This is a genomic window from Actinomadura sp. 6K520, assembly GCF_004349245.1.
Lineage (GTDB): Bacteria > Actinomycetota > Actinomycetes > Streptosporangiales > Streptosporangiaceae > Spirillospora.
This window is the reverse complement of record NZ_SMLC01000033.1, coordinates 1-22,423: the sequence shown is the minus strand read 5'-3', so window position 1 is coordinate 22,423 and position 22,423 is coordinate 1. Positions and strand designations below refer to the sequence as shown.

Genomic DNA, 22,423 nt, shown 5'->3' with positions numbered 1-22,423 from the left:
GTGTGCGGCGCACGTGGCGTGCGGCGTGCTGATCGAGGGTACCTCCGTGTGAACAGCACGCCGCTGGCGTGGTCGTCGCGTCAGGGCTTGAGGCGGGCCCAAATCCACTTGCCGCCGGATGGGTCGGGGGTGTGGCCGCACTCGGTGGCGAGGGCGGTGACGATGGGGAGGCCCCGGCCGCCGTTGTCGTCCCAACTCTCCTCGGAGACGTCCAGCGTTTCGAGCGTCAGCTCGATCAGCGGGTGTACTCGGGGAGGGGTCGGGCTGGCGTCCCATACGGCGATGAGGACGCCGGCGGGGTCGCGGCTGCACTGGTAGCGGATCTCCTTGCCGGGCGTTGCCGCCACGGCGTTGGTGATCAGTTCCGAGGCGATCAGAAACACATCGTCCGAAATGTGCATACAGCCCCAATTGTGCAGGCGGTTTTTTGTAAGCGTGCGCGCCAGGCCCGGTGCTGCCTTCGAGGCGAGCATGGGGATCAGCAGGCAGTCCGGTGTCGTCAGCATCGATCGCCCGGTCCTTCCTGGAGAGATTCACGGTTTGTGTCTCCAGGATCACGTCCGGTGACTATGCTGGGATGTATTCGTAAACATCTCAACCCCGGGAGATGTCGATGAGCGCCGCCGACGAGATCGACCCCGCGTCCTCGCTCTATGACTGGTTGGCCTATGACCTGCGGTTTTACCGTCAGAAGCGGGGCCTCACAGGCGTCCAGGTAGGCAAGATCATCAACTGCGTCCGGTCCCATGTTGCGAACCTGGAAGCTGGGCGGGCCTGCATCGATATGGATCAGGCGAAGGCCCTCGATAGGATGTGGGACACGGGAGGGCACTTCGAGCGGCTTCTTTTCTTCGCACGGTCCCTTCACAACCCGGACTGGTTCCGCCAAAGCACGGAGTACGAGGCGAAGGCCAGAATCCTTCGGATCTACCAGGGGCAGACGATCCCCGTCCCACTGCAGACGGAGGACTACGCCCGCGCCGTCCTGTCAATGGCTCGCGTCGACGATGTCGAGAAGGCGCTGTTCGGACGCATGGCACGGCAGGAGTTGATCATCGGCAGGGAGGACCATCCTCTGATCATGGTTCTGCTCGACCAGGACTCGCTGGATCGTCCGACCGGAGGCCCTTCGGTCATGAAGGCTCAGCTACGGCGACTGCTGGAGTTGGGGGAGCGTCCGGCCGTGAGTATTCGAGTCATCGCCCGATCCGCCGGTTGGCACTTCGGGTTGAACGGGCCGTTCCAGATCATGAGCTTGGAGCGTAGGGACGTCGCCTACGTCGGCGCGTTCCGTGGTGGCCGCTTGGTCCAGGACGCTGCCGAGGTGCGGGAGATGGCCGTAGATTTCGAGTTGATCGGGGCGAAAGCCTCATCCGAAGGCGAATCCCGGGCCCTGATCGAAAGGCTCATGGAGGGTTTTGATGGTGATCAACTGGCGTAAGAGCTCGTACAGCGGTAGCTCCAACGACGAGATGTGCGTCGAGGTTGCCGAGCTGGTCAGCGGCGTCGGGATCAGGGACTCCAGGAATCCGCACGGCGGACTGCTTGACGTGAGCAGCGCGGAGTTTGCCGTGTTGGTCGGACAAATCAAGAAGGGTGCGCTCGACCTGGCCTAGCGAGTTGCCGCTGGTCCTGGGGCGGGCAGTTCGACGCCCACCCCAGACCGGCCAAGCGATGGCGGGAGAGTGACTCATGGAGAGGGCCACGGGATGAGGCCGACGTTGGTGGCTGAGGAGTTGGGGAGGGCACTGACGCGGTAACCACGACGACGTACGCGCTGGCGGACGAGCCAGTCCGCGACTGGCTGGAACCCTCCCTCAACCATCCGGAGGGACATCGCCCGGGGCAACTGGTGTGGCCTGCATATCAAGGCGCTACTACATGCGGCCTGCGGCCCTCCGCCGCGCCCGATGACCGGCGGGGCTTCGTCGGTCGACCCCGTCCGATCCCAGGCCCGCCTTCAGTGCTGGCACGTACACGCCGACCAGTCAGACGACGCCGACCAAGGCCGGGGGCGGCACGGCTGCGTCGTCGGCGGGCGCGCAGAAGCCGAGCTGCAAGACCGCATTGATTCCCTGCCCCTGTCATGGACCACGTCGGCCACGTGGTGCCTATGGCTCCGCACCTCCACGATGCCGGATTCGCTGCCTAGTACGGCAGTCGTAGAACGTGATCTGAGCGGGCAGGCGCGACCGTAACGTAGGACAGCCGCCCGATGATCTTCGAGTTGTGACGCAAGAAGATTGGGCGGCTGCTGCCGTCATGGTAGAGGCCGAGGCGGTCTGTGGTCATCTCGACGGGCTGATGGGCTCGATGGGGAAATGTTTCCGCAGGTGGGAGCCGCGGATGCAGGCGAGGAAGTATGTGCGGGCGTTGATGAGCGACCTGCCGCGCAAGAACTGCTGGACGATCGCCGAGCATGCCGGCGATGCGACACCGGGCAGGATGCAGCACCCTGCTGGAACGCGCGAAGTGGGACACGATGGCCGCGATGGCGGCCGTGCGTGGTTTCGTCTGCGAGCAACTGGACGACGGTGACGCGGTCGCGATCCTGGACGAGTCCGGCCAGGAGAAGAAGGGCACCGCCACGGTCGGAGTGAAACGCCAGTACGTGGGCTGCGCGGGCCGGGTCTCCAACGCCATCAACGTCGTGTACTGCAGTTTCGCCACCCGGGCCGGGCATGCGCTGGTCGGCGCCCGCCCCTACCTGCCACGCGAATGGGCCACCGACCCCGACCGGCGAGCCCGGGCCGGGGTGCCCGAGGAGATCGTGTTCGCGACCAAGCCCGAGCTGGGCCGGCAGATCCTGGCCGACCTGCACGCCGAGGCCCGGCTCCCGGGCTGGGTGACCGGCGACGAGGTCTACGGCCGCGACCCGGGCCTGCGCGCCTGGCTGGAATCGGACCAGGTCAGCACCGGGTATGTGCTGGGGATCTCCAAGTCGACCCGCATCGCGCTCAGCCCGGTCACCACAGCTCGGGCCGACAGCGTGCTGAAGACACTGATCGCCTCCGACTGGGTCATCGACTCGTGCGGGGCCGGCTCCAAAGGCGAACGCCGGTACGCATGGGCCTGGGTCGGCACCGCCGATCCCCGCCGTCACCTGCTGATCCGCCGCAGCCTCGTGGCGAACGACAAAGGCGTCCGCGAGCTGGCGTTCTACCTGTGCTTCGCGCCCGACGGCCGGCCGGTTACGTTGCGAGCGCTGATCAAGGTCGCCGGACGCAGATGGCCCGTGGAAGAGGACTTCCAGGTCGGCAAGGACGCCTTCGGGCTGGACCACTCGCAGGTCCGGACCTACCCGGCGCTGCTGCGCCACCTCGTCCTGGCCATGGCCGCCCTCGCCGTGGTCGCCGTCACCACCGCGCAAGCACGCACCCACGAGGACCTCGCACCCCTGCCGATCAGACCCCACCAGGCGCCACCGGCCGATCCAGGACCGATCCCCCTCACCGTCGCCGAGGCGAAACGCCTGGTCAACCTACTCACCCGCACCTGGCACAGCCTCGAGCACCACCTGCGCTGGCACACCTGGCGACGACGCCACCAAGCCCGCGCCCGCTGGTTCCACTACCGAGCCCGCCTCAACCGCCGATGACAAGATCACGTTCTACGACTGCCGTACTAGCCGCCGTCCGAGGCCGCCCGCCGTCCCGTACCTCCGTCCCGTACCTCCGGCCCGTTCGCCGGGGTCGGGCTGCCGGTTAGGTGCGGGCGGCGTTCCGCTGGTGAAGCGCCCTCAAATGCGCGCGCACGCGTGATCGGCGAGCCAACCATATGCCGTGGTTGTGGGGAAAGTGCCGTACAAGGGCTGATCTGTCAAGACTTGTCGCTAGTGCCCAGTGATGCGAAGCTTTCTGGCGGTGCAGCCGTCGAGAGGGAGGCCACGTAGTGTCGAGACCCTGGGAAGCCGATCACAATGCGGAGTTCCAACGGCGACTGGGAAAGACAGCCGCAGAGGTGGGGGACAGCCGCACGACCCAGGACTGCCCCGAAATCTGGGAGCTGGACAACGGGGACATCGCAGTCATCGGACGCGATGCCACCAGCGCATACGGTGACCGACTTCCGCCGGGCGTGAGCATCGGCCCCGACGAACGCCTCGTGATCATCTCCGGCCGCCTCCTCGCGGCGGCCAAGCCGGATATTCGGGACGCCTGACGCAGATCCCGGGGTGACGTCCTGAAACGCGCGGCCTCACGGCAGATCGCCCGGGTGGCCGCGCGTCGAGGAGCGTTCCTTCAGTATCCGGGGCGAGGAGAACGGCACAAACTCCGGAGGCTCGCGAAGAGATTCCGGCCGAGCGCGCGCCCATCCGTCCAGGTCAGACCGCCGTGATCGAGCCGCTCACCGATCCGGCGCCCAGCGCCTTGTTTGCTTCGCTCCGGAAACACCCCGGCACCCTCGCTGCCCCAACTACCGTTCGGGGGTGTCTACCCTCCGTATGCGTCTGCGGACAATCAGTCTCATCTTCCTGATCGCCGGATTCAGCGGCGCTGTTGCCCTCTGGGGCCTGTGCATGCCCGATGGGCTCTCGGCCCGTTGAGGGCGACCAGGCTTCGGTGCGGCGTCGGCCGGCGTGGTCGCCGTCGCCCTTATCGGCATCGTGGCCACGCTCATCTTCCAGGCGCGCGAGACGAAGATCGCGCGTGAGGAGGCGCGTCGGATCGCGATCGCCGAGCTGCTCAAGATGGCCATGGACGATCCCGACCTTGATGAGGCGTGGGGGCCGGTGCCGGCGCGGAACCTGTCAATGCTGGTGAGACGTCAGGCTGCGTGCATGGTTTGTGGTTCGTTGTCGGTCTGAAGTGGTGCGGGTGGTGGGTTGATCCACACCTTGTCCGGTAGTGGAGGCGGAGTGGGGCACCGGCCGCGGAATCGTTCGGGGTGGGCCTTGAAGGCTGCGTGGAGGGTGGCGGCCCGGCGGGCCTGGATCTGGGCTGCGGTGCCGTCGTGGACGGTCGCCGGGGTGTGCATCCCGATCCCGGAGTGGCGGTGTTGGTGGTTGTAGTAGACGAAGAACCCGGCGCAGAAGCTGTTGGCGTCCTCGATGGACCCGAATCGTCCGGGGAAAGCCGGGCAGTATTTGAAGGTCTTGAACTGTGCTTCGGAGTAGGGATTGTCGTTCGACACGTGCGGGCGGGAATGAGATTGGTCGATTCCCAGGAGGGCGAGCAGGCCGGTGACCGTTTTGGAGGTCATGGCGGTGCCGCGGTCTGCATGGATCGACCGGGGTGCCACGCCGCCGTTGGCGGTGATGGCGTGCTGGATGAACTCTTTCGCCAGCGTACCGTTCTCGGTGGGCCAGATTTCCCAGTGCACGACCTTGCGGGAATAGATGTCGATGATGACGTACAGCAGGTAATGGACGCCGCGGACCGGGCCTTTCAGCTTTGTGATGTCCCACGACCACACCTGGTCGGGGCCGTCGGCCTCCAACTCTGGTTTGACGGTCGCCGGACGCACGGCCTGGGCGCGCCGGTCGCCGGACTGGCCGCGTTCGCGTAGCAGCCGGTACATCGTGGCCTGCGAGCACAGGTAGACGCCCTCGTCCAGCAAGGTCGCCCACACCTGGCCGACGGACTTGTCGGCGAACCGAGGCGAGTCCAGCACCGCCAGCACATGTGCACGTTCGTGAACCGACAATTCGGCCGGATGGTGGAATGGCCGGCGCGGACCCAGCCGGGGCGGTGCGGGGTTGCGGTGCCGATGAAGGGTCGCCCGGGAGCGGCCCAGGATCGCGCACGCCCGGGTGGTGCCGACCGTTTCCTCCAGGGCGGGGAAATGCTCGTCGATGACCCGGTTCAGTTCTCGTCGGAGTCCGCGCTGCTTGAGATGTCTTGAAGCAGCGCGAATGCTTTTCCCGTAATGTCCAGCGCGGACTTAGTCTTGTTCAGCTCGCCGGCGAGTTTCTCGTTGCGGGACTCCAGTTTGGCTGCATCGGCCTTGAGTTTCTTGATCTCTGCCCGCAGCGCGGTCGTTTCCTCGTCCTCGGCATTGCGTTTCGGCTTGCCGGCGGACGCGCCCAGGGTTCCGTTCTCAGCTTGCTTGCGCCAGTGCTCGATGTGGGAGTGGTACAGCCGTTCGGACCGCAGCAGGGCGCCGCGTTCGGGGCTGCCCTCGGGCAGCGCATTGTAGGCGGCCAGGATCCGGGCCTTGTAGGCCTTGGTGAACGTCCGCCGCTTGGGCCGGTCCGGCTGCTGTTGGGTCACACGACCATCCTGCCCCGTCATGGCGGCCTGGTCGGCGAGGGTCATCGTCACTGTCTCGATCGTCCTGTCTCGCCCTGCTTCACATCACTAGGACTCGTTCGTCCCAGGTCTCACAGAAGTCTGACAGAGAGGGGGTCGTGGCCGAGTCGGCCAGCCTGGAGTTCGCGCAAGAAGAAGCGGTTGATCTGGTCGAGAGCCTGGTCGAGACCATAGATGGCTGCGCTGAGGTTGCCGAGGATGGCGTACGCGGTGGAAGGCTGAGTGAGGCTCGGCGGGCCAGCCGTGGCGTAGTTGAGCTGGCGGACGTGTTCGTGCAGGTTGGCTGCGAGCTGGACGGTCCCGTCGGCGTCCTCCGCCGAGCTGCGAACGTCGCCGGAGCTTGCGTGGCTGGTTGAGCTGTACCTCGCTCGTGACTGCACCTCCGATCAACTCGTCCAGGACCGCGCCCGGTCCCGCACCACAGAAGTGTGTGCGGTGGATTCCTATGAATCCACAACGTGTCGCGACACGGTCCTACCTTGCAGCCTCTAAACAGCTCGCAGCCTCTAAACAGCTCGGTACCCAAAATGTGCCAACGCATCCCTCTCAAGCTCATGCCCTGCTGCGGCGGGCGGCGGCGGCCTGGAGTGTGCCGCTGAGTTCTCGCAGATCTGACTGTCAGGGAGGCCGTCAACAGGCTATCTCCCCTAGGACAGGAAAGGGCATTTCAACTCGCCGGAATCTGTCGCATGGGGATCCCGGACTCTTGAGCGGGAGGAAGGTCCGGCAATGCCGATCGGTTGTCGGACTGAGGAGCAGAATCCACCTCTGGCCGAACTCGGACACTGCGCGACAGCTTGGGAGTGCCGCAGTGCGGGCTCTCCCTGCTGGACAGTCAACAGCCAAAGAGGCGGCTCACCGACTCCCACTGCCCGAGAGAAGCAACGAGACCTACTGGGAATCTATCTCAAATCGGGCATATCATGCTCATATGGATCTATCGGCGATCACACGCGAGGCTGTCCTCAGCGCGATCGTCGAGTGTGACGAGCTTGGCCGTCATCGCTTCCTCGACCGCTACGGGTTCGACCCAGCCCGCCAATACTTCCTCTACCACGATGGTGTCTACTACGACTCCAAAGCCATCGTGGGGGTGGCTTACCGTCACGTGACAGGTCGGCCACTGACCGCCGGCCAGTTCTCAGGCGGTCGTCAGACGGTCGTCCGGCTCCTCACACGCTTGGGCTTCGAGGTAGTCAACGATGAGCCGACCTCACCTCGGCGCCGCCTGATCGAAACCCTCGAAACGCTACGCATCGCCAGCACCGCCGATGGACCGGCTCGGCATCAGCCGATCACCCTCCTCTGGGCGTTCGGAAAGGCATCACACCGCCATCCGCGCCTTGTGCCCTGGCGAAACGCCTATGCCGAGCTGCGCGACCTAATGCGCGAGTACGGCCAACCCAGTTCGAGACCGACCCCTGAGTTCCCCATCATTGCGCTCGCACATACGGAACTATGGGAGTTGCGTGGCCACGTTGGGAACATTCCAGCTGCCCACGCAAAACCGATTTCCTGGCTTGAAGAGCAAGATCCTCACTGCGGCCTGCCGGCTTGGGTGTATGAACTAATCGTATCCAGCGAATCAGCACGAACGGAAGCCATTACGACTCTCGGAACGAGATTCTTTGGAGGCCTCCTTCCAGAGGCATTGCTTGCAGAGGTCGGGCTACACCAAGGGCAGAACACTTCCACGACGCCGTCTGGGGGCTCGCATCAGCTGAGCACCTACCTGCGTCTTTGCCAGACGGTAGAGGCCGCCGAAGAACGTGGCGACCACGACCGCACCTCAACCACTGCTCGTGAGCAGCCAGTGCGCTCTGCAGCCGCCACCAAAGCCGTCCTGATCCGAAGCGGCGGCCAGTGCGAAAATCCTCTATGCACCGGCCAGCCCAACGACGTGAACAAGAATGGGGACCCCATCCTTGAGGTAGATCACGTCCAAGATCGAGCAAAATGGGGGCGCAACCACCCCATTCAAATGGTAGCTCTCTGTCCCAACTGCCACGTCATCAAAACAAGAGGTCGAACGGGCGAGCAGCTCAGAGAGATCCTCCTCTCTGAGGCGCGGGCGAGACACACGGCTTGGATATCCCGAGCCTGATACCGACCAGCTCTTCGTCAGGTGAGTTCGAACCAGGTGTGAAGGCGCCCGCTCTCGTCGATGTCGTAGCCGGAACGAACGGCCAGTGCCTCGATCAGGACGATGCCATGGCCGTGGTCACGGAGATCCGTGCCCTGACGACGGGCCGGCAATGTCGGGCCGCCTGCGTCGATCACCTCGCATCGCAGAGAACTGCCGCAGTCGAACAAGGTGAGGGTGAACGAGCCGCCGTGGCGTGAGTCCGAGTGCTTCACGCTGTTGGTGCAGGCTTCGGAGATCAGCAGTTGCGCTGTTGCCGTACGGTCGGTGTCGCCTAGGACGTCGGCGACGAAGCGGCGAGCCTGCCCCACGCTCTCCGGGACAGCCGACAGGCTCACGCGGCCGAGGACAGTCCAGGTCGTCATGAGCTCATCGCTTCCGCGATCACAGGGACGGCGCGGGGGTCGGTGATCAGTGCCCAGTCGTTGGACCATACCCAGGCCCACGTCGCCATCTGGGGTGCGGGGACGCAGGCGATGAACCGGATGGCCTTCGTCCGCTGGTTGGTCACGCGCAGGACGGCGTTCGGCCCCGACCAGAGGACCTCGGGACAGAGTTCGTAGCGCTGCAATTGGTCCGCCAGCCAGGTCAGCAGATGCTGCCGACGTCCTGGATGCATTTCTTGTTCCAAATTGTCCACCATGACTCGCTTTCCCGATTCCACGCTGTGACCTTGGGGTTTTCGGGACAAGCGTGCTCCGTGACGGTTACGGTGTCGCCGTTCCTTGGAGCACTTGGAAATTCACCCGACGGACGGAACGCTCATGCACATCAACGAGTCCCCCGACCCCCGGTCGTCGATGTGGGCATGGATGGCTTACTACCTGCGGTTTCAGCGAATGCAGCACGGCATGTCGGGCCACGCACTGGCCAGGTTCCTCAACTGCGCGCGTTCCTCGATTTCCAGACTGGAGAACTGCGAAGCGAAGCTGACCGACGCCCAGGCTGCCGCCCTGGACAAGGAATGGAACACCGGCGGCACCTTCACGATCATGCTCTGGTACGCGCGGTTGGGACACGACCCCAACTGGTTCAAGAACTTCACTGACTCGGAGGGACGCGCGAGCGTCTTGAAGATCTACAGCGGCCAGCTGATTCCCGCACTGCTCCAGACACCCGCGTACGCACGCGCCCTCCTGGTCGAAGGACGCGAGCCGGGCATTAACGCTCTGGTCGAGGCGCGCATGGCACGGCAGAAGATCCTGACCAACGACAGCCCCGCTGACCTGTGGGTGATGCTCGCGGAAACCGCGCTGCCCTGTCTGGTGGGCGGCAAGGCTGTCATGCGGGAGCAACTGGCCCGGCTCATCGAGCTATCTCACCTGCCCAACGTGATGCTCAGGATCGTCCCGAACACCGCCGGAGCCAATGCGGGACTCGACGGACCGTTCAAGGTCATCAAGGTCAAGGAGGGACAGGTCGGCTACGTGGAGGCGCCTACTGGAGGCCGTCTTGTTGCGGACGCTTCGGAGGTGGACGGCCTGCTTGACAGGTTCGACCGCATTGGGGCGGTCGCCCTCCCCGTAGACTCCAGTCGGAGTCTGATCGAGCAACTGATGGAGACCATGACGTGACTTCCCCCCAATGGCGCAAGAGCAGCCGGTCCAGCGATGGGACTAGCGGCCAGTGCGTGGAGGTCGCCCGGCTAGACGACGCTATCGGCCTACGAGACAGCAAGGCACCGAGCAGCGGTCACCTCTCGCTCTCCTCAGAGAGCTTCGCCGCCCTCGTGGCGAGCGTGAAGCGGAACGATCTCAATGTCGTTGGGAGCACAGCTTACTGAGGGAAGTCTCGGCGGGGCCTTGGATCCTGCGGCCCGGACGTCGTCTCTAGGCCTTCCACCACGCCCTCCAAAGGCCGCACCTGCTCACTGTGAGTGCGCAGGTTGGTGACGATGCCCGCCAGGGCCTCCAGCGTCTCTGCGTGATGGGAGAGCCAGCCGCCGGTTTGGTGGCCGACCGGGCCGTTTCCGTAGTCGTGGATGAGGGCGGTGTGGGAGTCGAATAGCAGGAAGTCGAAGTGGCTCTCCACAGGAGACGGCGGCACGAAGAACTCGATGTCTTCTCCCAGCCGGCTCCGCACCTCATAGTTGATCATCTCGTAGTGCAGGTAGGCAGTGAGCGGGTAGGAGAGCAGTCGCACCCGGGTGAACTCCAGATTCCGCGCCTTCACCTCGTCGCGAAGAGGCTGGTCCCCCATCGCCTCTTCCTCCAGAAGGCTGCGAGCCAGCGCGGCGTTCCCTGCCTGGAAGGCGTCCTGCGATCGGACGCCGTCGGCCTCGCGATATGACTGCCAGCACTCCAGCTTGAGGAAGCGCCTCTCGGTGCATGCCCAGGCCTCACCGAACGACTTCAGGAAGCCGTCCAGGGTGAGTCGCTCGCTGCTGTCGAGTGCCCATGCAGGGGGTTGATGCATCACTCGTCCAGGATGTCTTTCATTGCGCCGAGGAGGTAGTCACCGTACGGCTACCACCGGTGCACACTCCCGGCCAGGTGGGCGGCAAGCTCACTGGCCGGGACGCGGGTCTGCTCCCCTGAGTCCATGTCGCGCACTGTGATCACCTGCGCCTCCTTGTCGGACGCGCCGTAGATCAGCGCGAAGCGTGCCTTGCGGTCGGCGGCCCACTTGAGTTGCTTCGCCAGTTTGCGGCTGGCGGCCAGGTAGATCTCGGTGCGCAGGCCAGCGTCCCGTAGTTGTGCGGCGAAGCCCATGACTTCGGACGCGGTGTCTTCGGCGATCATCGTGACCGCGACGTCGATTCTGTGTGCGTCGCCCTCGCCGTCGCCGAGGAGGCCGATGATCCGTTCGACGCCGAGGGAGCCGCCACAGGCCGGGACGTCTGGTCCTCCGAGGGAGGAGATCAGGCCGTCATAGCGGCCGCCGCTGGCGATCGATCCTGGCATTCCCTCGGCGACCACTTCGAAGATCACGCCGGTGTAGTAGTCAAGGCCACGGACCAGGCCAGGGGTGAAAGCGAGTCGGTCTTCGCCGATTCTCGGGGATGCCAGTTCGAGTAGCCGGTTGATCTCGTCCAGGCCTGCGCCCCCGGCCTCGCTGTCCTTGAGCGCGGTCTGCATTCGCTCAACAGCGTCAGCGGCCGTCAGGTCGCCGACCAGGGCTTCGGCGAGGTCGGGCCCCAACGATCGGGCGTCCACCAACTCGGCCGCGACCTTGTCTGGGGAGAGTTTGTCGAGCTTGTCCAGGGTGATGAGAACACCGCCGCCGAGGCCGACCGGAACGCCATAGACCTCCAGCAGCCCCGACAACGCCCGCCGTGAGTTCACCAGTACCCGGTAGTCCCGCACGCCGACCACGTCCAGCGCATCAGTCAGCGCGCAGACCACCTCGGCATCAGCGAGTGGTGACGCCGAGCCGACCACGTCCACATCGCATTGCGCGAACTCGCGGAACCGGCCCCTGCCTGGCCGGTCAGCCCTCCACACCGGCCCCATGGCGTACCGCTTGTAGGGCGTAGGGAGTTGTGAGCCGTAGGCGGCGACGACTCGGGCAAGCGGGACGGTCATGTCGTAGCGGAGAGCGAGGTCGGCTTCCCCGGTCGCTTCGTGCTCGCCGCGCCGCAGGATTTTGAAGATCAGCTTGTCGCCCTCGTCGCCGTACTTGCCGGTCAGGGTCTCCAGCCGCTCGAAGGCCGGCGTCTGCAACGGCTCGAACCCGTACCGCTCGAACACCCCACGGACCTTCGCGAAGATGTGCTCGCGGGTACGCAGGGCGCTGGCGAGAAAGTCCCTGGTGCCCGAGGGCGGCTCGAACTGTTGTGACGCCACGGGAGCTCCTGATCAATGCGACGGCTCATCGCGATAGGTGTGTCACAGACCCGGTCCGCATCCGGACGTGGAGCGAACCATGGGACCGAACCTCTCCGAGATTATCGACAGCTTCCTCACCGCGCTGTCGAGATTATGAGGCGGCCGAGTCCCGGATTGCCTGAGCGGTCTCGTCAGTAACGTCGGAGTCGGGCAGGTCGGCGGGGCGGAGCCATCGGTGGGCGGTGTGTTCGGTGCTCAGGACGATGGGCCGACCGTGGGGGGCGAGGCCGAAAGTGTATTGGCGAGCTTTGCGGCCAGATCCGGAGATGCAGTCGAAATGGGTGACAAAGTCAGGATCAAGGGTGAGTGGTCCGGTCCAGCCGATTTCTTCGGCGAGTTCGCGTTCCAGTGCGGTGAGCAGGTTCTCGCCTGACTCGACGCCGCCTGAGGGCAACTCTTCGATACCGGCCATGAACGCGTCCTCGGTGGAGCGGCGCAGGATGAGCACTTGATCATCGGTGTGGACGATGGCGCCGACCACGAGTTTGGTTATGCCGTCGCGGTCGGCGTCGGCGTGCAACTGCTGGATGTCGAGGCCTGATGCGGTGGTCACGCTGGCAGGGTAGTGCGGCCAGACGATGAGACGAGGGCATTGAGGGCTTGGTCGAGGTTGTTTATCGCGATGTCGATGTAGGCGCGTCCGTCCGGTCCGTCGTCGGCGGGAACTCTGATTCGCAGCGATGTGGCGGCCAGATGTTCGGCCACATGTGGTTTGCGCCGAATACACGATGCCTTGTAGACGGTGACCGGTCATCTGGGCACAGCGAAGACGGGGTAGGTGTGCAGCGGCCGCCGCGAGTCGCAAGTGGTGATCTCGCTGACTCAATGCCGCCGGTTTAGGCTGGACTTGGCGACGCGCGCGGGGCAGCTGATCGCTCCTTCTGACGGGTCGGATCCGACAGCGCTGGCGCCCCGGCTCCTAGCGCTCACCAGGGCGAACGGCATACGCCAGGAACTGCGGATACCGACGGAAGTAGGGCCGTCTCATGCCGCAATCGGAAGTGTGTCGCATGACGCAAGAGATACATGGAAACCACCCGTAAGGTGAGCGCGTCATACAGAGCGGTCCGTGGGGTTCGGGTGGGTGGAGGTCCGTTGGGCGAGGGCGTCGAGCGGCGGCTGGCGGATCAGTCACAGATGATCAGCAGTGTCCAGGCGGACCTCAGGGAGGTCAGGGGCAGGCTGGTCGATGAGGTCGGCGAGATCCATCGCAAGGTCGGCAAGCTGGAGGAGGTTTCCCAGCGCATCGCGCGGCTCGAGGACCGGATCGCTCGGTTCGATGCGGTCCTCACCGAAATCCGCGATCAGCAGGTGCGCGAAAGTAATCTGGCGCGCGCCCGCGCCGAGAGAGCCCGGCTGCAGCAGGACTTGGACACCAGATTCGCCGGGCGCATGGAGATCCGGGGTCTCGCCAAAAGCCTCATCAGCGAACCCGGATCTGCCGCCATCCGCCAGCGGGTGCTGGAACACCGGACGGTGATCGGCGCGGCGGGCTCCTCCGCGCTCAAGGAGATCAACTACTGGCTCGCGCACGCAGTGGTCGCGGTCGCGTCCCAGCACCTCGGGCATGACCACACCACCGCGAAGGCATGGGTTCTGTCCTTCAGCAAGGACAGGGCCAAGAGCGACCTGTTCATGTCGTTGTTCTACTCAAGGCTGGGCGAGCATGCCGCAGCCGCAAGCAGCATGAACAGGTACTTGACAAACATCGACCCGAGCGTGCTCGGACGGGAGTTCTCGCACATCATCAATGCGCTCGCGGAAGGCGAACTCGGTAAGGAGGCGCGCTCTTACGCCTTCACCGCGTTGAACAGGTGGGGGCGAACGCTGAGTACGGGGGGCGGATCGACGACGCCCTATGGCGCGCAGTTCGACATCTGCCGTAACCATCTTCTGCTCAACAATGAACCCCTGCCTCAGGACGGGTTCCCCGTCCTGCGCCGCCATGTGCCCGGTGAGCAGTGGCTGGAGATCGCGGAGACCTGGCGGTACGCCATCGCGTGCGGAAACACGGCCGAAGCCTTCCGTGAGCGGTTCGCCGAACTCGCCAACGACACTACCGACGGCTTCCGGCAGGGCGTGCACAGGCACTCTCAGCAGGCCCTGGGAGCGCTCATCGACCAGCCCGAGCCGGACGAGGCCGAGGTGCTCCGCGCCATTCGTTCCAAGGAACTGATCGAGAAGTGCGACGGACACCTGGAGCGGGCCGCCCAACTCGAAAGTGAGCTGGGCGACCCGTATGCGGAGACCAACGACCTGGCTACCTTCCTCACCCAAGCGGCCTTCGAGCCCGAGGCGTTCGGGCTCGTCCCACAGGCACGGCGGTTCGCGCTCGTTTGTGCCAAGGACTGGATCATGCGCGTCGGTAGTTCGGTGACGGCCGAGGCCCGCGCGCACCGTCCGCACCGTGTGACGGTCGAACTGAACGGCTGGGAGGGCGAGATCGCTGCCGGGGCGTCCGCGCAGGAGGAGAGCGCCCGGATCATTCGGGAGGTGCGGGAGCACATCGCCGCGACCCGGAGGGTACAGCCACCGGACTCACGTACGGTCGCCGTCGCGGTCGGCGGTGCCGCGCTGCCCTTCGTCGGTTTCTTCCAGGTTGCGGGCATCGTCCGATGGTTGATAATCGTCCTAGGTATCGCACTAGTGGTGTACGCAGGCCTGGAACTGTTCACCTACCCGGCGCGGCTTCGGCGGCGGGACGCGGAGATCCTCGAGGAGCAACGCCGGGCGGGCATCACCATCACCGCCATGGTCGGGGAGGCCAGCGCACTGCTGCGGATGTGGGATGAGACCGAGCGTGCCGGCCAGGCGGAATTAAGCAAGGTATTGAATGGGCTGGCGCCGTGACCTCTCTTCGACCGGTCGGTACGACCGTTGCTGGCACCTATCTTCTCGATCACAAGGTCGGCGAGGGTGGGCAGGCCGAGTTGTGGGCGGCCCGGGACCTGCGCGGCGGTGACCGGGTCGCCGTCAAGCTCTTTAAGGAGATCAGCCCGCGTGCGGCGCGATTGGCCCGCCGTGAGATCAGCATTCTCGGCGATCTGCTGCCTAGCCCGTACGTAGTGGCGGTACGGGACCACGGCACCGAAGGCGACCTGCTCTTCCTCGTCATGGAATGGATCGAGGGCCGTCCCCTGAGCAGCGGCAGCCTGCACCGGCCGCGGTTGCAACAGGTGCAGCGCTGGTGCGAGCAGCTCTGCCTCGGCCTGGCGCACTGCCACCGGGGTGGCGTCTTCCACCGGGACATCAAACCCGCCAATGTCATGATCACCGAGACAGACGACGCCAAGCTGGTTGATTTCGGCATCGCCCGAACGCGCCAGTCGTCGCTGACCGCACCGGGTGTCCCAGCAGGGTCCCCCGCCTATATGGCGCCGGAACGCTGGCTCGAACGAGGCGGCGACCACCGCACCGACCTATATTCGCTCGGCTGTCTGATGTACGAGCTGCTGACCGGCGAGCCCCCGTTCGGACCGTGGCTGGGGCACGCCAACACCGAACAGTTACGCAACGACCACCTCTATAGGCCGCCGGTGTCACCGGCGGCTGGCTTCAGCGGCATTCCTGAGGCCGTCGACCGGCTCGTGATGGACTTACTCGCCAAGGAGCCAGGACACCGGCCGCAGTCCGCTGACGAGGTCATCGTGCGGCTCCGCGAGATTGTCCATCCCGCGGCGGGCGCGACCGTCATCGACGCCGAGGGCAGGCCCGCGACCAGCCCGGCGCCGGACGTCCCGCATGTCGATCCCGGATCCCTTGGCGAACTGCGGGCCGCTGACGCGGCGGTACGGGACGCCCGCAGGCGGTATGGAGAAGACCACTTGCTGACGCTGGAGGCCAGGGCCGATCTGGCTGGACGCATCGCACGCTCGGGCGATCTTGATGGCGGCCTGCGAGCCTACGACGAACTTATCGTTGACTACCAGCGCGTATGTGGACCGTACGATCCGAATACACAGCAGCTGATCGAAACCCGCATGACGTGGATGCTCGGGAAGGTTCCGCCCCCCAAGTGACCGCCACGTGAGTGAGTTGCTGGCCTGAAGTTGTGCAACTGCGCCGACATAGCGGCAATCAACGAGGCTCATGCAGAACGCGCCTATGTGACGCAGCTCTGTCGGCGTGTCACGCAGAGCGCCGGTACGGATGAACGTCAACACTGCATAGGCCCTGGTTGATGACGTGCGTTGTTCGCCGCAAATGAGCGGGTGCAAAACAGCGGTACGGGCCTATTCGATCATGGATTGGTGGAGTACCTCGTTGCGACCGAGTGTCTGGGCCAGCCAACAAGCCCCGAACAGGTCGCCTGCTGCCGTGGCTGGCCGCTGAGAACCAGCGGCCGAGCCGACCGTGCTCGACGACCTGGCCCACGCGGAGCCCCACGACGAGCTGAACCCGTCGAGAATTGATGAAGAGCTGGCAGCCCGCGGCTAGGCTTCTCTGCGATTCATGGGGAACGCGGGAGGGGACTTGCATGGGCAACGCGGCGTGGGGCGCCGGTTACCACACGGGCGTGGGAGAGGGCCTCGCTATCGGCGAAGCCGCCGGCGTAAAGAAGGGCGTGGCGATCGGCGTCGCTGCGAGCGCCGCCGTCGTCGCGACAGTTGGCGTCGGGCTCTGGAAGCTGGCTCCAGGGAGGCTTGTTTCGAAGCATCCCCTGGGCCGTGAGCAGGACCCTGCCGCCATGGACTCGACCCCGGTAGCCGAGAAAGGCGTCGAGGACGAGCAGGAAGCCCGCGAAGGCATCCCAAGCGAATAGGTTGGCGCCTCTGCCACTCCGGCTGTCCTCACGGAAGGCTATGCCTGCTGCGCACTCTCATCGGCTTGTCAGTGCGTTGATGCAAAGAGTGCATGATCGAAGCTGCACACTATGACGGGCCTGGGCGCCCAACAGGATGTGCCATGGGGGATCTCGGTGATGCGGGCCCGGGGCTTGTCTTGAGGCGGCATGTGGAAGAAGAGGTCGTCTCGGGTGAGGCGCGCCTCCCTGATGTGCGCTTCGAGCTTCTCGGTCATCTGGGCGCTGAGCTTGAAGCGGCGGTACTCCTTGTCCTTCGGGTAGTCCTTGACGAGGAAGTGGCCGCCTTCCGGATGGAACTTCGGGTTGAGCTCCACGACCGTCCGGCTGACCGTGAGGATGCGCGTCTTGAGGTTGAGGTCCTTGGGACGCAGCTCGCTGAGTTCCCCCCAGCGGAGGCCGCTCTCGATCTCGGTTTCGGCGAGGAGGCGGAAGGTGCCTTCGGGGAGGGCGTTGTAGACGTCGTCGAACTGCTCGGGCGTGACGATCCGGAGAGGCTTGCGCGCGATGGGCGGAGACTTCACCCCGCGGCAGGGGTGTAGGTAGGTGACCTGGTCGTCCAGTGCCGTGGTGAAGATGGCACTGAGGATGATCTTGTTGCACTGGATGGTCACGGGCTTCATGCCCTGGTTCTTGAGCTTGGTGATCCAGGCTCGGACGTGCTCGGGGAGGATGTCGACCATCCTCATGCCGCCGAACTCCGGCATGAGGTGCTTGTGGATGGCGTAGGTGTAGCCCTCCCGGGTGCTCGCCTCCATCTCGTGGTTCGGAAGCCAGGTGTTCTCGACGTAGTCTCTGAATCGCTGCCTTCCGCGGGCAGGTTCTCCGGTTCTACCTTCCGAGACCTTCACTTCGGCGCGCTGCCATGCTTTGTCCGCTTCTTTCTTGCTCGCAAAGGTTCCGGCAGACCTTCGTTGGCCGCGAATGTCGTCGTAGTAGGCCGTGTAGCGAGGCTTGCCGTCCTTACCCAGTCTCTTGCGTGTCTGCCCCATGGGCTCTCCGCCTCCCAGGCTTGATCATCTGACCCTCGTTTGACCCCGGACTGCGAGTGATGGCGCGACCCTGGAGATCACGCGCTGGCAGCCGAACAGGCCATCTACCTGGGATTTTATCGAGATCCAGCGTTTTCTGCGAGCCGCAGAAAACGTACAATATGCCCTTCGGGACAAAAAGGTCGTGGGTTCAAATTATGCCACCTCGGCAGGTTGATGCGGGTCGCAGAACGGTTCTAGGAGCAAGGGTCAGCCTTTCAATAGATTGACGGCCGTGCGGCTGAATGCGAGTTCCGGGCATCCGACGGTCGGTGGAAGCACTTCGCCCGGTCTGAACCGCAGACATGGCTCGCCGGGACGGGGCGGATCACTCGCGGTGAGGGCGCGGGCCCCAGATCGGCCACGCCCACGTCGCGGGATCACCGAGGGAGCCGTCGGTCAGGCCCAGGCCGATACCGGTGAGTTCAGCGACGAGGAGATCGACCAGTGGGCCGAACTCCTCGACATTGCCGTAGCCCACGTTGACCACGGGCCACCGGTCAGGATCCGGGTCACGTGTGTCCCAGCACAGGGTGGCTCGCCCCTCGGTGCTCCCGCAGTACAGCAGGCCGCCGGGCTCCGGGTGCACCGTGTAATGATGAATTGCCTCCGTGGAGTCCTTGGCCGCCGGTTCCGTTTCCTCAAGGAATTCGGTCTGGCCCAGGTGCTCGGCGGCGAGGTCATGCGGGTGCTCGATGAAGATCCCGTTCAGAGCGATCTGCCCGTCGGCGCCGTACGCCTCGTACAGGCGTTTGTAATCGGTCGGTAGTCGAGGGACGCCCAGCTCGCGCTCGACGGCCGCCCAGTTGTAGTGGGCCGGACTTCCCGGTCCGATGATGGTCTGCAACTGGGCCAGTGGGTCCCGGCGCCTTTCTTGGGCGTGCTCGGAGGCGGGGGCCCCGACGGGGTGTCCGGCTAGGGTCAGGGTGCGTGCGCGAGGCACAGGTGGGAGAGAAAGAGCCGGCAGGTCGAGGCGGCCGTCCAGCCACTCGTCGAGGAATTCGGTAGTGGTGAGGTTGAGTTGCTGATGCCCGCGACCGGCGAGCGCCACCAGCCAGCGGGCCGGGTCGTCGTGGAACGGCAGCCACCAGCACGTCTCCCCGCTCGTGCACACACCCCACAGCAGCGCCTCCGGATGTGGCGGCGCGTGCTTGCGGCACTCGGCCTCGATGTCGAAACCGTCGAAGCGCCCGGACCCGTCGTCGCACCCTGGGGCCAGCAGCCGGAGCACCCCCGCGAGTGTGCCCGGGCCGGTACGGGAGACCAGTGCGACGTAGTCCTCCGGGAAGGGACCGCCCGGAAAGCGCGGCTCCCAGCCGGGGCCACCGTCATCCGGGACGCTCCGGAGAGTCGCGGCCAGCTTCTGGCCCGCCTGCCGAAGGCCGGCCGCCGTGGGAACGGGATCGCTCATTCGACATCTCCAATCTTGATCCGGAAACGAGCCAGACCCTAGCGGCAGGCTCTGACCTTCTCTCCCGATGCAGCCGATCTGGGACAGGAGGGAAGACCAGGAGCGTGTCCCACGTGGGTTCGGTAGGCGGTGCGGCATGAAAGATCGAACGGACCCTGGCCTGGCTGTTCGGCTACCGGCGCCTGAGGGCCGGCTACGAACGCCACGGCCACCTGTTCAACGCCTTCCTCGTCCTCGCAGCCGCCATCACCTGCTACAAGAAGCTCGCCGAACTCCCAGACGAGACACGCTCTTTAGGCGAGTCCCGCGTATGCGCGGCACTTCGCATGCTCGGACGGTAGGCCCCAGGCGTTGAGCATCAGCATGAAGTTGGCCCAGCGCCAGGTGTCGTCCCCCATCTCGGCCAGTGTCCGGACGACGCGCTGCTGCGGTTCGGTCAGGTCCGCGTACGGCGGCAGTGGTGCGCTCCGCGGCTGCCCGAATACGCGTCGCAGTACGGCCTCGGCTGTGGGGAAGGCGGCGGGGCCGGAGCTGAGCGCGAGGCCTTCGAGCATGGCGCCGAGAAGCCTCGGATGCGCCTGCTCCTCGATCGCCGCGAGGGTGATCGTCACATATCCGCGTACGTCGCCTTCCAGATGCTGGATTCCGGGCGCGGAGTCCTCGGGCGGCTGGGCGGCGGCCGCCTCCAGCAAGTCGAGGACATCCGGGTCGGTGACCCCCAGCCGGGCCAGCGCGATCGCGGAGGCGCAGCGGAGCAGCGCGTTCTCTGCGGCCAGGAAGGTACGGATTCTCGGTACGAGGGCTTGGCCGGTCAGGAGGCCCGCGGAGACGATCGCGTTCGCCGTCACGCCGGGGACGACGTCCGGCTCCAGCAACCGCCCCAGCGCGGGCAGGATCCCGGTGGCCTCCTCCGGAAACCAGCCGAGCGTGTACGCCACGGCGGCCTGGATCTCTGGGTCAGGATCGTCGAGCAGGTCGCACAGTGCGGGAACCGCGGCGCGGACGGCGTCGTACGCGCCGAGTTCGGCTTCGGCGTGCCGCAAGGATCGGTCGTGGTCGTACGTGGCGCGGCGCATCTCGCGGACTCGGCGTTCGCCTTCGTCCGCAGCCTCCGCGACCCACCGGTCCATCCGGCGCAGTTCTTCGGCGGGGTCGGCGGTACGCATCCGCTCGATGCTCGCGCGCCATCCGGCGATGTCGACACCGTTCGGCAGGTACGACTCGTCGTAGCCGATGGCGATCGCGGAGAGCAGGTGCACGATTTCGGCGCGGTCCTGGACCCGGGGGTCCGCGGCCAGCGCGGCCAGGAACGGCACGGTATGCGCGGTCGCCTCGTACCGGCTGCCCTGATGGAAGATGTTGCCGTACAGCGCGTGCATCGCGTCGTCGCGCTCGCTCGCCGACTCCGAGACGAGCAACCGGAGCAGAACGGGCACGTCCTCGGCCGGGCCGTAGGCATGCCGCAGGCTCGCCCAGTCGATCTCGTCGAGGCCCGCGAGCGGGTCATCTTCCTTGACGCTCATGGCGCGCGATTATGCCAGCCGATACCGACATCGACGGCATCGTAATCCAGTGCCTCGGACGCCTCTCGGCCCCGCCCGAAAGTGCCGCTATCAAGGACGTGTTCGCGGCCGAATCCGCCACCTGGCGTTATAGGTGCTCAGGGGGTAGGGCCAGCTTGCCCATGGCTTGCCGCCCAGCCGATGCTGCGAGGGCTTAAGGCCGCCGGCCAGCTCGCAGACGGTGGGTTGGGCGAGGCCGAGAACACCTGCCGGCGTATGGGTGACTTCCGTGTCCGGCCAGGAGCGGACCGTATCGGGCGGACGGTCCAGCTCGCTGGGATATTCTGAGCGGACGGTCTTGCGTTTCGGGCTTCTCGGAGAACGTCCAATCGTTTGCCGCCGATACCTCGGGCCCGATGCTGGGCAGTGGTTGGCCGGGGTTTGCCGTTGGGACGCGAGAGGGTGTGTCCATGCCGCATACGGCTCGGCCGCTTCAGTCACGGCGGGTTCTACGGCTGCTCGGCCGATCACGACCATCCGGTGGTCTTCTACAGTCAGTGACCGCGCGCCCTCGATCTGTCCGACGGCCGGGCGATCTGCAGGGACGCGCGCCCGCGATCGGCGGCCTGATCGTGGGGACCTTCTCGTTGGGGCGGGGAGACGCTGAATAGCGCGTTGTCAGGTCGTCGTGACGGCCAGCAGTACTTGGACCACTCCCGCGAGTGTCCCGATCAGCGTCAGGGCGGTCATGAGAGTCTGCTTCCGCTCAATGGTCGGCTGTTCAGGCGCAGGTGCGCTGTGGTGGGAAGCCGCTTCACCATCTGGGTGAGGAGCCGGCGCTGTCACCTGCCGGGGGCTGCGACGAAAGCCGAGCATTCTTAGGAGCGCGTCGGTCTTGTAAACGGGGTGGGACGGCTGGTGGGTACAAGCCATGAGACGCCCGTTCGCGGGATTCCTGCAGGGAAGACCTCTGCTCGTCTCGACGCCGCATAGTGTAGGAACGGCGCACAATTCGTAGTAGGCCCAGGTCAGCAGCGGCAGTATCCATAGCTCTGGACGGCCGGACCGCCAGGCCCATACCGCCAGGATGATGACCGCGCCCCACCAGATCAAGATCGTGTTGCGTCGCTTTTCGGCTTTGGTCGGTCGCCGTGCCATCGCTGTCCCCGCCCTGCTGCTGCTCGACGGAGGCAGCGTAAAGGCGTCCACTTCGCCGGTGAATGCACTTTGCCACAGATCGAATGATCAATTGACTGTCGCTCATTCGGCCATATGGGCAGCCCGCAAGCCGCCTGTTCGACTCCATGCACCGTCCAGAAGGTGCGGTTTCTCCTCGCGAATGCGGTGGGATCCACACATGCGTCACATCGCGCCCGGGCTTGTGCGGCCTCGGGTGGCGGCAGGTGTGCGGGCTGTCGGGCTGCCGGCTTCCGGGAGGGCCGGTGCGGTGGGCCGGG

The 22,423-nt window shown here is 65.5% G+C and carries 22 protein-coding genes and 1 pseudogene; 11 read left to right on the top strand and 12 right to left on the bottom strand.

The window, feature by feature from the left end:
• Window positions 1-80: 80 nt before the first annotated feature.
• On the bottom strand, window positions 81-506 hold the full coding sequence (locus E1289_RS11740) for an ATP-binding protein (RefSeq protein ID WP_131978920.1): 426 nt from the start codon (window positions 504-506) through the stop codon (window positions 81-83).
• 107 nt (window positions 507-613) lie between these two features.
• Between E1289_RS11740 and E1289_RS11735 the strand changes: the two genes are divergently transcribed.
• From E1289_RS11735 to E1289_RS11715, 5 genes and pseudogenes are all read left to right on the top strand, one after another.
• Window positions 614-1,441 (top strand): helix-turn-helix transcriptional regulator, encoded by an 828-nt coding sequence (locus E1289_RS11735; protein ID WP_131978917.1) that lies wholly within the window; start codon window positions 614-616, stop codon window positions 1,439-1,441.
• Window positions 1,422-1,616, top strand: a complete 195-nt coding sequence (locus E1289_RS11730; RefSeq protein ID WP_131978914.1) for a DUF397 domain-containing protein — start codon at window positions 1,422-1,424, stop codon at window positions 1,614-1,616. The genes E1289_RS11735 and E1289_RS11730 overlap by 20 nt, the downstream gene beginning before the upstream one ends.
• An 812-nt stretch (window positions 1,617-2,428) precedes the next feature.
• Complete coding sequence (locus E1289_RS11725) at window positions 2,429-3,598, top strand: IS701 family transposase (protein WP_165970442.1); 1,170 nt, start codon at window positions 2,429-2,431, stop codon at window positions 3,596-3,598.
• A 293-nt stretch (window positions 3,599-3,891) separates the two neighbouring features.
• The gene (locus E1289_RS11720) at window positions 3,892-4,161 is read left to right on the top strand and encodes a hypothetical protein (RefSeq protein WP_131978908.1); all 270 of its coding nucleotides are present in this window, start codon (window positions 3,892-3,894) and stop codon (window positions 4,159-4,161) included.
• 406 nt (window positions 4,162-4,567) lie between these two features.
• Window positions 4,568-4,807, top strand: a pseudogene (locus E1289_RS11715) (DUF6082 family protein); the annotation flags it as partial.
• On the opposite strand, the gene E1289_RS11710 reads toward E1289_RS11715, so the two are convergent.
• Genes E1289_RS11710 through E1289_RS11700 form a run of 3 tightly spaced genes read right to left on the bottom strand, consistent with a single transcriptional unit; the run spans window position 4,768 to window position 6,631 of the window.
• Window positions 4,768-5,796, bottom strand: a complete 1,029-nt coding sequence (locus tag E1289_RS11710) for an IS3 family transposase (RefSeq protein ID WP_131978902.1) — start codon at window positions 5,794-5,796, stop codon at window positions 4,768-4,770. The pseudogene E1289_RS11715 and the gene E1289_RS11710 sit on opposite strands and share 40 nt — an antisense overlap.
• Before the next feature lie 8 nt (window positions 5,797-5,804).
• Complete coding sequence (locus E1289_RS11705; RefSeq protein ID WP_131978899.1) at window positions 5,805-6,263, bottom strand: transposase; 459 nt, start codon at window positions 6,261-6,263, stop codon at window positions 5,805-5,807.
• A gap of 59 nt (window positions 6,264-6,322) precedes the next feature.
• Window positions 6,323-6,631 (bottom strand): hypothetical protein, encoded by a 309-nt coding sequence (locus E1289_RS11700; RefSeq protein WP_131978896.1) that lies wholly within the window; start codon window positions 6,629-6,631, stop codon window positions 6,323-6,325.
• A 551-nt stretch (window positions 6,632-7,182) separates the two neighbouring features.
• Here E1289_RS11700 and E1289_RS38930 point away from each other — a divergent pair.
• Window positions 7,183-8,355: an HNH endonuclease signature motif containing protein gene (locus tag E1289_RS38930; RefSeq protein WP_131978893.1), complete on the top strand. Its 1,173-nt coding sequence runs from the start codon at window positions 7,183-7,185 to the stop codon at window positions 8,353-8,355.
• Between the two features lie 17 nt (window positions 8,356-8,372).
• Here E1289_RS38930 and E1289_RS11690 read toward each other — a convergent pair whose 3' ends face one another.
• On the bottom strand, window positions 8,373-8,759 hold the full coding sequence (locus tag E1289_RS11690; RefSeq protein ID WP_165970441.1) for an ATP-binding protein: 387 nt from the start codon (window positions 8,757-8,759) through the stop codon (window positions 8,373-8,375).
• Window positions 8,756-9,013 carry a hypothetical protein gene (locus tag E1289_RS11685; protein WP_165970440.1) on the bottom strand — a complete coding sequence of 86 codons (258 nt, stop codon included), beginning with the start codon at window positions 9,011-9,013 and terminating at the stop codon, window positions 8,756-8,758. The genes E1289_RS11690 and E1289_RS11685 overlap by 4 nt, the downstream gene beginning before the upstream one ends.
• A gap of 145 nt (window positions 9,014-9,158) precedes the next feature.
• On the opposite strand from E1289_RS11685, the gene E1289_RS11680 reads away from it, so the two are divergent.
• Window positions 9,159-9,968 carry a helix-turn-helix transcriptional regulator gene (locus tag E1289_RS11680; protein WP_131978885.1) on the top strand — a complete coding sequence of 270 codons (810 nt, stop codon included), beginning with the start codon at window positions 9,159-9,161 and terminating at the stop codon, window positions 9,966-9,968.
• Window positions 9,965-10,177: a DUF397 domain-containing protein gene (locus E1289_RS11675; RefSeq protein ID WP_131978882.1), complete on the top strand. Its 213-nt coding sequence runs from the start codon at window positions 9,965-9,967 to the stop codon at window positions 10,175-10,177. The genes E1289_RS11680 and E1289_RS11675 overlap by 4 nt, the downstream gene beginning before the upstream one ends.
• Here E1289_RS11675 and E1289_RS11670 read toward each other — a convergent pair.
• The 3 genes from E1289_RS11670 to E1289_RS11660 form a co-directional block, all read right to left on the bottom strand.
• Entirely contained in the window at window positions 10,171-10,809 is a 639-nt protein-coding gene (locus E1289_RS11670; protein WP_243712760.1) for a DUF6879 family protein, read from the bottom strand. The two genes, E1289_RS11675 and E1289_RS11670, sit on opposite strands and share 7 nt — an antisense overlap.
• 50 nt (window positions 10,810-10,859) lie before the next feature.
• Entirely contained in the window at window positions 10,860-12,179 is a 1,320-nt protein-coding gene (gene hisS / locus E1289_RS11665; RefSeq protein ID WP_131978876.1) for a histidine--tRNA ligase, read from the bottom strand.
• Between the two features lie 133 nt (window positions 12,180-12,312).
• The gene (locus tag E1289_RS11660) at window positions 12,313-12,774 is read right to left on the bottom strand and encodes an NUDIX domain-containing protein (RefSeq protein ID WP_165970439.1); all 462 of its coding nucleotides are present in this window, start codon (window positions 12,772-12,774) and stop codon (window positions 12,313-12,315) included.
• Between the two features lie 542 nt (window positions 12,775-13,316).
• Between E1289_RS11660 and E1289_RS11655 the strand changes: the two genes are divergently transcribed.
• The 3 genes from E1289_RS11655 (at window position 13,317) to E1289_RS11645 (ending at window position 16,983) form a co-directional block, all read left to right on the top strand.
• Window positions 13,317-15,071: a hypothetical protein gene (locus E1289_RS11655; protein WP_131978870.1), complete on the top strand. Its 1,755-nt coding sequence runs from the start codon at window positions 13,317-13,319 to the stop codon at window positions 15,069-15,071.
• Window positions 15,068-16,240, top strand: a complete 1,173-nt coding sequence (locus E1289_RS11650; protein WP_165970438.1) for a serine/threonine-protein kinase — start codon at window positions 15,068-15,070, stop codon at window positions 16,238-16,240. The genes E1289_RS11655 and E1289_RS11650 overlap by 4 nt, the downstream gene beginning before the upstream one ends.
• 458 nt (window positions 16,241-16,698) lie before the next feature.
• A complete protein-coding gene (locus E1289_RS11645; RefSeq protein ID WP_131978864.1) occupies window positions 16,699-16,983 on the top strand; it encodes a hypothetical protein in 285 nt (94 codons plus the stop codon).
• A gap of 68 nt (window positions 16,984-17,051) precedes the next feature.
• Here the strand turns inward: E1289_RS11645 and E1289_RS11640 are convergent, their stop codons facing one another.
• From E1289_RS11640 to E1289_RS11625, 3 genes are all read right to left on the bottom strand, one after another.
• The gene (locus tag E1289_RS11640) at window positions 17,052-18,014 is read right to left on the bottom strand and encodes a site-specific integrase (protein WP_131978861.1); all 963 of its coding nucleotides are present in this window, start codon (window positions 18,012-18,014) and stop codon (window positions 17,052-17,054) included.
• 367 nt (window positions 18,015-18,381) lie between these two features.
• On the bottom strand, window positions 18,382-19,464 hold the full coding sequence (locus tag E1289_RS11635; protein ID WP_131978858.1) for an SMI1/KNR4 family protein: 1,083 nt from the start codon (window positions 19,462-19,464) through the stop codon (window positions 18,382-18,384).
• 293 nt (window positions 19,465-19,757) lie between these two features.
• A complete protein-coding gene (locus E1289_RS11625) occupies window positions 19,758-20,987 on the bottom strand; it encodes a HEAT repeat domain-containing protein (RefSeq protein WP_131978855.1) in 1,230 nt (409 codons plus the stop codon).
• Window positions 20,988-22,423: the final 1,436 nt, after the last annotated feature.